Origin of the sequence: Oceanobacillus sp. HCA-5259 (assembly GCF_037892815.1) — a bacterium.
GTDB lineage: Bacteria > Bacillota > Bacilli > Bacillales > Amphibacillaceae > Oceanobacillus > Oceanobacillus indicireducens.
The window spans coordinates 23,906-32,612 of sequence record NZ_JBBKBV010000038.1; the positions used below are offsets into that span (position 1 = coordinate 23,906).

7 protein-coding genes are annotated in these 8,707 nt (G+C 41.6%); all 7 read right to left on the minus strand.

Annotation, left to right across the window (positions count from 1 at the left end; all coding sequences use genetic code 11):
- Positions 1-18 precede the first annotated feature (18 nt).
- Positions 19-1,116, minus strand: coding sequence for a PIN/TRAM domain-containing protein (locus WKU33_RS16035; RefSeq protein ID WP_156857292.1), 1,098 nt, complete (start codon positions 1,114-1,116; stop codon positions 19-21).
- A gap of 96 nt (positions 1,117-1,212) precedes the next feature.
- Entirely contained in the window at positions 1,213-2,583 is a 1,371-nt protein-coding gene (gene radA, locus WKU33_RS16040) for a DNA repair protein RadA (protein WP_156857300.1), read from the minus strand.
- A gap of 395 nt (positions 2,584-2,978) precedes the next feature.
- On the minus strand, positions 2,979-5,408 hold the full coding sequence (gene clpC, locus WKU33_RS16045; RefSeq protein WP_156857293.1) for an ATP-dependent protease ATP-binding subunit ClpC: 2,430 nt from the start codon (positions 5,406-5,408) through the stop codon (positions 2,979-2,981).
- 12 nt (positions 5,409-5,420) lie between these two features.
- Positions 5,421-6,482, minus strand: a complete 1,062-nt coding sequence (locus tag WKU33_RS16050) for a protein arginine kinase (RefSeq protein ID WP_188858480.1) — start codon at positions 6,480-6,482, stop codon at positions 5,421-5,423.
- Positions 6,479-7,030, minus strand: coding sequence for a UvrB/UvrC motif-containing protein (locus WKU33_RS16055; protein WP_308425608.1), 552 nt, complete (start codon positions 7,028-7,030; stop codon positions 6,479-6,481). Before WKU33_RS16055 ends, WKU33_RS16050 begins: the two co-directional genes overlap by 4 nt.
- A 25-nt stretch (positions 7,031-7,055) precedes the next feature.
- Complete coding sequence (locus WKU33_RS16060; protein ID WP_156857296.1) at positions 7,056-7,520, minus strand: CtsR family transcriptional regulator; 465 nt, start codon at positions 7,518-7,520, stop codon at positions 7,056-7,058.
- 266 nt (positions 7,521-7,786) lie between these two features.
- Positions 7,787-8,488 (minus strand): MgtC/SapB family protein, encoded by a 702-nt coding sequence (locus tag WKU33_RS16065; RefSeq protein WP_340455537.1) that lies wholly within the window; start codon positions 8,486-8,488, stop codon positions 7,787-7,789.
- Positions 8,489-8,707 lie beyond the last annotated feature (219 nt).

Below are 8,707 nucleotides of genomic sequence, written 5' to 3' on the forward strand. Positions count from 1 at the left end.
TAATAAGTTATACCGTTTTTACAGTGCTTTTTCAAGTGTTTTTGGTTTTGCAAAGATCATTCTACCTGCGGAAGTCTGCAGGACACTTGTAATGATGACTTCAATTGTTTTCCCAATATAGTCACGGCCTTCTTCTACAACAATCATCGTTCCATCATCCAAATAAGCAATCCCCTGTCGCTGTTCTTTCCCGTCCTTGATTACTTGGACGACCAGTTCTTCTCCCGGAAGGACGACAGGTTTTACTGCATTTGCAAGATCATTAATATTGAGCACAGGAACACGCTGCAGATCACACACTTTATTCAAGTTGAAATCATTCGTTACAACAATTCCATCCGTCACTTTAGCAAGTTTGATTAATTTACTGTCCACTTCAGCTATCTCTTCAAAATCACCTTCATAGATTTCTACTTTAATCGGTAATTCCTTTTGAATACGATTCAGCACATCGAGTCCACGCCGGCCTCGATTGCGTTTCAATGCATCCGACGAATCAGCAATATGCTGCAGCTCTCCTAATACAAATTGAGGAATCACTAATGTCCCTTCCAGAAACCCTGTACTGCAAATATCGGCAATCCTGCCATCTATTATAACACTTGTATCGAGTATTTTCGGTTTCGGCACCTCATCTTTTTGCTCCGCGTCACCTTCATCAGTAGTTTCTTTCAATTTATCCTTTTTCCCTGTCCGCAATAAACTGGAGAATTCCTCCCGCCGGCGAAAACCGACACGGAAACCTAAATAACCAAGGATAATCGTGATGAAAATCGGCAGTACCTGGGAGACTACTTGGATATTGATATCCTGGAGCGGCATCGTACCGAGATAAGATATGACGAGTCCGACAATCATTCCTAAGCTACCAAATAGTAAATCCATTGCCGGCAGCTTAATCAGGGTATCTTCTATCCATTTAAAAAAGTTTACTACATGATCCACAATAACATAGGAGAGTAAAAATAAAATAATTGCACCTAAGGCCATGCCTAAATATGGGTTTTTCAGCAAGTTCATATCTATATTCAATAAATCAATAATCATGGGGATGTATAGAAAACCAATCGTTCCCCCAAGAACAATAAAAAAGATACGAACAACCTTCTTCAACATTTTCTCACCTCCTTAAGTTTATTATTACCTTTATTTTTCATTTATAACCCTACGGATAGGAGAGATAAGCTCATTTCTTCACTAAAAACGATAAAATCACCTTGCAAGTCCAATTTCTAATGCTTCCTGAATGGTGGAAACACCAACTACTTGAATATCCTTCGGTACCGTCCAACCATCCAAATTATGTTGTGGACAAATAACGCGCTCGAAGCCGAGTTTAGCCGCTTCTTGTACACGTTGTTCAATCCGGGACACCCTCCTAATTTCTCCAGTCAGCCCAACTTCGCCGATAAAAATATCCTTTGGTTCTGTCGGCTGGTCTCGGAAGCTTGATGCTATACTAATCGCAATCGCTAAATCAATTGCAGGCTCATCCAACTTCACTCCACCGGCTACTTTTAAATAAGCATCCTGGTTCTGCAGCATGAAGCCGACCCTTTTTTCCAATACAGCCATGAGCAGCGGAACACGGTTCGAATCGATCCCGGTTGCCATTCTACGTGGATTTCCAAAGCTGGAAGGTGATATTAAAGCTTGAATTTCTACTAAAATAGGACGCGTCCCTTCCATCGATGCAACGACAGTAGAACCTGCTGTTCCTGCCTTTCGCTCTTCCAAGAAAATTTCCGAAGCGTTCAAGACTTCACGTAACCCTTCTTCACGCATTTCAAAAATTCCCATCTCATGTGTACTGCCGAACCGGTTTTTCACACTCCGTAAAATCCGGTAAGTATGATGTCGTTCCCCTTCAAAATACAAAACTGTATCTACCATATGTTCCAACAATCTTGGCCCAGCAATAGCGCCTTCCTTCGTAACATGCCCCACAATAAAAACAGATATATGATTAGATTTAGCAATCCGCATAAGTTCCCCGGTGCTCTCCCGTACTTGGGAAACGCTTCCTGGTGCACTCGTTACTTCTTCTCTGTAGATCGTTTGAATCGAATCAACGATGACAAGTTCTGGTTTCAGCTTTTCAATCTGTTGACCAATATCGTATAAATTGGTTTCACTTAATACGTATAATTCCGCTTCTTGGACACCTAGACGATCTGCTCGAAGTTTCGTTTGTCTCGTTGATTCTTCTCCTGATATATAGAGGACACGCATTTTTTTCTTAGCGATCTGGGCTGATATTTGCAACAGCAATGTCGATTTCCCAATCCCTGGATCCCCACCGATCAATACGAGTGAACCAGGAACAATCCCACCGCCTAGTACACGGTTGAATTCTCGCATTTCGGTTGTAATTCGTGGTTCTTTCTGTGATTCAAGTTGTGTAATCGGTTCTGGTTTACTGACCGTCCGCTTACCGGTCGTGACATGCCTGCCGCCGCTAGCTCCAGCCTGGACTTCTTCAACCATCGTATTCCAGTTACCACAGCCCGGGCATTTCCCCATCCATTTCGGAGATTCATAGCCGCAGTCTTGGCAGACAAACGTATTCTTGCGTTTAGCCAAACTCATTCGGTCCCTTCTTCTATTGTATACGAATATTGATTCTCATAGGTTACATAATAGTTTCAATTTCACAACTATCTTCCTAAATTATGCCACATTCGGTGATAAATGCATGTTACTAACTCCCTTGAAGGTCCAGAGCTCATGCTGCCCCCTTACACCTTCGCTTCCCGCAAGCGGCTGATATGCCTCTCTTCCTGCAGGAGTCTTCGGTGTAATGGGGATCTCCTGGAAGTACGTTTAAAATTGATTTTGTATCTACTTATTTACCTAGTAGTTTCTTATATTGTAAAAAAATATAATTAAGTGCGCTTTGAACTGCGGAACTCGGGTTCGAGTGTAGTAAAAGCTAGAAGAGGTGGCTCTTCTAGCTTTTCTATGATAGTCGTGCTGTTTTATTTTAGTATGATGAATTCGCCCTTATTATTTAGTCCGATTTTCACGGTCTTGCCTTTTTCGACTGTTCCTTTCAGTAATTCTTCTGATAACATATTTTCAATATTTTGCTGAATGGAGCGTCTTAATGGTCTTGCTCCGTATTCCGGATCGAATCCTTCGTTAGCAATTTTCTCGATTGCTTTATCTGTCATTGATAGTTCAATTTCTTGTTGTTGCAATCGTTCTTTTAACTCTTCCAGCATGAGTACAACAATATCTTTCATATGTTTCTTCTCTAAGGAATGGAAGACAATTGTCTCGTCAATCCGGTTTAAAAACTCTGGACGGAAGGCTTTCTTCAGCGCATCCATGACCTTCGACTTCATATCAGCATGCTGCTGGCTTTCATCCGCAACATTGAAGCCGACAAATTTATTACGGCGCAGTTCACTTGCACCGACATTTGACGTCATAATGATAACCGTGTTACGAAAATCAACCGTTCTTCCTTTGGAGTCGGTTAAGCGTCCATCTTCCAGAACTTGAAGCAGGATGTTGAACACTTCCGGGTGGGCTTTCTCCACTTCATCTAAAAGAACAACGGAGTAAGGTTTTCTGCGTACTTTTTCCGTTAGCTGTCCGCCTTCTTCATAACCGACATACCCCGGAGGTGATCCGACTAATCTAGCAGTGGAATGCCTCTCCATATACTCCGACATATCCACGCGTATCATCGCATCCTCATCAGCAAACATCACTTCAGCAAGGGCTCTTGCCAGCTCTGTTTTACCGACACCAGTAGGACCCAAGAAGATGAATGAACCGATTGGACGCTTCGGATCTTTCAGTCCTGAGCGAGCTCTGCGTATTGCAGTCGATATAGCTTTCACCGCTTCTTCTTGACCAATAACACGCTCATGGAGTATTTCTTCCATATCAAGAAGACGTTTCGATTCATCCTTCGTAAGCTTAGCTACAGGAACACCAGTCCAAATCGATACGACGCTCGCAATGTCTTCAACAGTTACCTCAGAATCCATTTGACCTTGCTTCTCTTTCCATTCATTTTTCGTCTTCTCGAGTTCTTCCCGGTAACGCTGTTCAGTATCGCGTAAAGATGCTGCTTTTTCAAATTCCTGGCTCTGGACAGCTGCATCTTTTTCCTTCCTTACGTCAGCCAGTTTTTGTTCTAATTCCTTTAAGTTCGGTGGAATCGTGTAGGAACGAAGACGAACTTTTGAACCGGCCTCATCAATTAAGTCAATCGCCTTATCCGGTAAAAAGCGGTCTGTAATATAACGATCAGAAAGGCTCGCACTTGCTTCAATCGCTTCATCCGTAATCGTTACGCGGTGGTGGGCCTCATAGCGGTCACGCAGACCTTTTAAGATGAGAATCGTTTCCTCAACAGATGGCTCATCTACTTGAATTGGCTGGAAACGACGTTCAAGTGCTGCATCTTTTTCAATGTATTTTCGGTATTCATCTAGCGTCGTTGCACCAATACACTGAATTTCTCCACGGGAAAGGGATGGTTTTAAAATATTGGATGCGTCAATTGCACCTTCCGCTCCCCCCGCACCAATTAATGTATGCAATTCATCGATGAAAAGAATAACATTTCCGGCTTGACGAATTTCTTCCATCACTTTTTTTAATCGATCTTCAAATTCCCCACGGTATTTCGTCCCTGCAACGACCGTTCCCATATCAAGCGTCATAACACGCTTATCACGTAACGTTTCCGGTACTTCATTATCGATAATTTGCTGGGCAAGGCCTTCAGCAACAGCTGTTTTACCGACACCCGGCTCTCCAATTAATACAGGATTATTCTTCGTCCGGCGGCTTAACACCTGAATGACACGCTCAATTTCCTTAGAACGACCAATAACCGGATCAATTTTACCTTCTCTTGCACTTACAGTTAAATCTCTTGCAAGGGAATCTAGTGTTGGGGTACTTGCATTCGATTGTTGCCCTGCACGCCCTCTTCTGCCAGCTTGAGACTCATTACTACCAAGTAGCTTCAAAACCTGCTGACGAGCTTTATTTAAGCTTATACCGAGATTGTTGAGGACACGTGCTGCCACACCTTCCCCTTCACGGATAAGACCGAGTAAAATATGTTCCGTTCCTACATAGGAATGACCAAGCTTACGTGCTTCATCTTGTGATAATTCCACAACCTTTTTTGCCCGGGGAGTATAGTGAATTGATTGCATCGGCTGTTTACCGACTCCGATTAATTTCTCCACTTCTTCTTGAATTTTTTCCACTTGTACGCCTAATGATTGCAACGCTTTAGCGGCAATCCCTTCGCCTTCGCGAACAAGCCCGAGCAAAATATGCTCTGTTCCAATGTTATTATGTCCGAGACGAACTGCCTCTTCCTGTGATAGCGCAAGTACCTTTTGCGCCCTTTCTGTAAATCTTCCAAACATCATCTGGCATCCCTCCTATTTCTCTAATTCAAGTCTTTCTCTGATGAGCGAAGCACGAAATACATCGCGCTCCCGTGGTGTCAAGCGTTTATTAGCATAATATTGTAAGAATCCTGGCTGCGTTAAAATCATTAATTCATTTAATATATTTTTAGATATATTTTCAATAATACCCAAGTCTATACCTAAACGCACGTTAGAAATGCATTTAGCAGCTTCCTTTGATTCGATGATTCGGGCGTTCTTCAGTGTTCCGTAAGACCTGAAAATGCGGTCTTCCAGACTGACTCCAAGTTGTTCGGTAATATAGCTCCGGGCAAGTCGTTCTTGCTCAATCAGTTGCTTGACAACACTTGCCAGGTCAAAGATAATGTCCTTCTCTGATTTCCCAAGGGTAATTTGATTAGATATTTGGAATATATTACCTAGAGATTCACTGCCTTCCCCGTATATCCCCCTTACGACTAAACCGAACTGGTTAATCGCGGGAATCATACGGCTCATCTGCTTTGTGATAACAAGGGCCGGCAAGTGCATCATCACGGATGCCCGCATTCCTGTACCCACGTTCGTTGGACAACTCGTTAGATACCCGAAATTCTCATCAAACGCATAATCAATCCGTTCTTCTATCCAATCATCTAGCTCTGAAGCTTGTTTCAGACCATCAGTAAGTTGATATCCGGGTAAATAAAGTTGAATCCTCAAATGATCTTCTTCATTGATCATGATGGAGACCTGCTCATTTTTAGAAATAAGTGCTGCTGACTGCGGATATCTTGCTAGACTAGGACTAATAAGATGCTTCTCTATGAGTATCTGGTTCTCTATTTCCGATAAATCCTTTGTTGATAAAAAGTAAAAATCTGTGTAATCCTGGAAGGAAGATTCATTATATGTCTGTTTCATGAAATCATGAACCTTCTTTAATTCCTCTTCTTTGCCTAGGATGGGATAGGTAACATTAGCGAAATTCCGAGCTAAACGAATCCGGCTGCTCAGCACGATATCACTATCAGCACCCTCCTCTCGCATCCACGGACTAATCGCTTCGTTTAGAAAGTGCTCCAATGTCATCCTTCACTCTCCCCCCTCTTAACTGCTTCATCCGTTTCCAACGCTTTTATTTTATCTCGGAGTACTGCGGCTTCTTCAAAAGCCTCTTGCTCTATTAACTTCTTCATCTGGTTACGGTATTCCTCTAATTTACGTTTTTTTTGTATATTTCCACCTGTTCGCTTTGGTATTTTACCAGCATGTGTTGTATTTCCGGCATGGACCCGTCGTAGTATCGGGCTTAAGCTTTCCGAAAAAGTTTCATAACAGGTTGCACAACCGAATTTGCCCATTTCCTTAAAAGTGGAAAAGGTCAGTTTACAATTCGGGCATTGCAGCTCTTTCGTTTGCTTTGTATCAGCCACGTGGGCTCCAAATGGATACGAATCAAAGTTAAATAATCCAGTAAGTAAATCATGGAGAGAAGAGCCTTGATCTTGAGACTGCATATAACCTTTTTCCTGAGCACAAACTTCGCACACACGGACTTCTTTTTTCTCCCCATTTATTACTCGTTTAAAGTAAACCGTAGCTGGCCGCTTTTGGCACTCTTGACATTCCACACGCATCTTCCCCCTTCTCAACACAATAGAGTTAATTATAGTATTTTAGAGTATTAAGCATCGCCGTTAAAATACGTGCTCGAATTTGATCACGTTCCGGTAGTTGAAATGGTAAAGTCGTCCGCTCAATCGCACTATAGATCAGCTTTTCTTCTCGATTCGTAATGATTTCTTCCTCCCGCAGACGCTCCAGCACATGAATTGCTGCCTGCTGTGAAATACTTGGATTAATCATTTTAATAATGCCATCAATCAATTCCGCCTTGTCTTCATGTTTTACACGAATAATCCGTATATATCCCCCACCACCACGCTTACTCTCTACAATATACCCTTTTTCCGTTGTAAATCTTGTGTTAATCACATAATTAATCTGTGAAGGCACACACTCAAACTGATCCGCAATTTCACTCCGCTTAATTTCAATTGCATTTTTTCCTGTGGAATGTAGTACTTTTTTTAGATATGCTTCAATAATATCTGAAATATTGCTCATTGCTAAGAATTCCCCTCTCCTTACATATCACTCATTTCTAGCTATGCCGGAACAAAAGGAATGACATTGACTTTGACTATCTTTGACTATAAATTAATTATACGCCAAAATGTAACCGTTGAAAAGTAATAACCAATATTCTATTCTAGACACTTTTCATGAAAATAAACGGAGAGAAGAGGAAATTTGAGTTTAAAATAATAAAGGGCCAGTTAAAATGGAAAAGTCTCTCCCTTGTTTAACTTTACCGCTTAACTTATACGGCATCACTTTTCCAATTGACTAATATTATTTACTCCTTCTAATTCTGATATTTCTTCAAATAATGCAAGTAACTGGGTACCTTCCATATTTCTCATCTTAAAATAAATTTTTCGGAGATCCCTTTCCATTTTCTCCACTTCCACTGCAATAATATTCACATCATAAGCTTCTGCTACTTCAACAAGCTGGTGAACTTTTATATTGCGCTCTACAACCATTTCAATTCTTGTGTACTTCCGCTGGGAAGGAAGCAATCTTTCAAGGTTATTCAACACAACTAAACTAATTAAAATGATCAGCGTAGCAACAATGGCTGGACCATACATTCCCGCGCCTACAACCAGCCCAATACCTGCCACAGCCCATATGGATGCCGCCGTAGTAAGCCCTCGAATCGTTCCTCCATATACTATAATCGTCCCCGCTCCAAGAAACCCTATCCCGCTAATCACATAAGAAGGGATACGGGCCGGATCAAAGCGTACATTATCATAGTGCTCCAGAAATTCAAGAAAACCAAATATTGATAAAAGCATCATCAGGCTTGCACCGACACCCACTAATATATGAGTCCGAAATCCTGCAGAGTGATTATTCCACTCCCGTTCAAAGCCAATTATTCCGGATAATACTAAAGCAACGAGTAACCTTGTTACGATAACATAAAAATGCTCCCCTATTATATTCTGTAAAAATACTTCCATCTATCGTATCCTCTTTTCTATATATTATCCTTAGTCAATTATATGAAACACCTTTCCCAAATAACAACTAGAATTAAACGTTAGTTATAATTTATATTACGACCTGTTAGGTTGCTCGCACGCACTCAGTCACAGGGCTTCAACCTTAGAATTTCTCCACCCGTTCCCCCATCAACTAGCAATTAATTGCTTGCTGGGGCGCACAAAATACAAAAAGAC

Coding starts and splice junctions, on each gene's coding strand:
- WKU33_RS16035 (WP_156857292.1), bottom strand. CDS start 1,116: ATGTTGAAGAAGGTTGTTCGTATCTTTTTTATTGTTCTTGGGGGAACG.
- clpC (WP_156857293.1), bottom strand. CDS start 5,408: ATGATGTTTGGAAGATTTACAGAAAGGGCGCAAAAGGTACTTGCGCTA.
- WKU33_RS16050 (WP_188858480.1), bottom strand. CDS start 6,482: ATGACATTGGAGCACTTTCTAAACGAAGCGATTAGTCCGTGGATGCGA.
- WKU33_RS16055 (WP_308425608.1), bottom strand. CDS start 7,030: ATGCGTGTGGAATGTCAAGAGTGCCAAAAGCGGCCAGCTACGGTTTAC.
- WKU33_RS16060 (WP_156857296.1), bottom strand. CDS start 7,520: ATGAGCAATATTTCAGATATTATTGAAGCATATCTAAAAAAAGTACTA.
- WKU33_RS16065 (WP_340455537.1), bottom strand. CDS start 8,488: ATGGAAGTATTTTTACAGAATATAATAGGGGAGCATTTTTATGTTATC.